This window comes from Amycolatopsis sp. NPDC049868, assembly GCF_044461365.1.
Lineage (GTDB): Bacteria > Actinomycetota > Actinomycetes > Mycobacteriales > Pseudonocardiaceae > Amycolatopsis.
In genome coordinates this window covers 1-1,243 of sequence record NZ_JBITKV010000033.1, presented here as the reverse complement: position 1 = coordinate 1,243, position 1,243 = coordinate 1, and the positions used below count along the sequence as shown (strand labels likewise).

Annotated in this window: 1 protein-coding gene; it reads right to left on the bottom strand. The window is 63.1% G+C overall.

The features are described 5' to 3' along the window. The coding region (locus ACIBTM_RS46430; RefSeq protein ID WP_395883489.1) for a hypothetical protein at window positions 1-1,224 on the bottom strand (1,224 nt) is incomplete at its 3' end. Between the last annotated feature and the right edge of the window lie 19 nt (window positions 1,225-1,243).

The following is a 1,243-nucleotide window of genomic DNA, read 5'->3' as shown; positions in this document are numbered from 1 at the left end:
ATCCGCCACACTCAACCGCAGCTTCTCCACCACACCCGGCAACCCACTGAAAGCCCCACCAAAATTCGGCCCCGCACCCTGCGACCGACTCACCACCCCCAACAACCCCGCCGACAACGGCGACGCCGCCGCCCCACCCTCATACTCCTCCCCCAGCAACTCCGCCGCCGCCACCCCCGCCGGCCCCTGCGCCACATTGATCGCCACATTCGTCGCCACCCCACCCACCGCCACCTGCAACCCGCTATACAACACATCCTTCAACGGCTGCAAACCCCGCGACAACTTCTCCAACGACACCTCCGGCAAATTCCGCAACACCGTCCCCGCCAACGCACTCCGCAAATCCGCCGTCACATTGTCAATCCCCCGCGCCAACGACCGCCCCGCCCCAAACAACGCACCCCCCAACCCACCCATAAACGCCATCACCAACGCCCCCTGACCATCCACCCCCTCACGCAACCGCTGCCCACCCTCCGTCTCCTCCAAATTCTGCACCCCATCAATCGCCAAACTCGTAAACCCCATCACCCCCGCACCAAACGCCCCATACTTCGCCACATCCACCACAAACTGCCTCCCCGCCCGACCCGCCACCTCACCCGCCGCCTTCAACCCCTCCCGCGACAACGCACCCCCCACCTGACCCGACAACGCCACCCCCGCCCGCTGCACCACACCCCCCAACGCCGCCAACCCCTCCCGCGTCGTCAACTTCAACACCACCTCCCGCAACGACAACGACGCCGCCTTCTCCGCCAACCACCGCAACACCGCACCAATAGCCGCCCGCCCCGCCGCAATCACCACCGGAATAAACCCCGCACCAAAAAACGAAAACGCCAACTCAATAATCGTCGCCGCCAACAACGCCAAAAAAACCCCAATCATAATCTTCGCCTTCTGCACCGACGCCGCAGTCTGCAACATCGCATCCCCGAACTTCCCCGCCGCATCAACCAACTGATCAAACATATCCGCCATACCCGACGAATAACTCTCCACCACCCGATCCACCCACTCACCCGACATCGCCCCACCCAACCGCGACACATCATCCCCAAAAGCCCCCCGCGCACCCTCCAACACCTCCCCCAACCTCAACCACACATCAGCAGACTCCCCCAACAACACCTCATTACCATTCGGCCACTTCATCCCCACCGTCACCTCAAGAAACCCCTGCAAAGCAGCAGGAAGACGCACAGGCTCATACCCCACACCAACACACCTCCTCTCC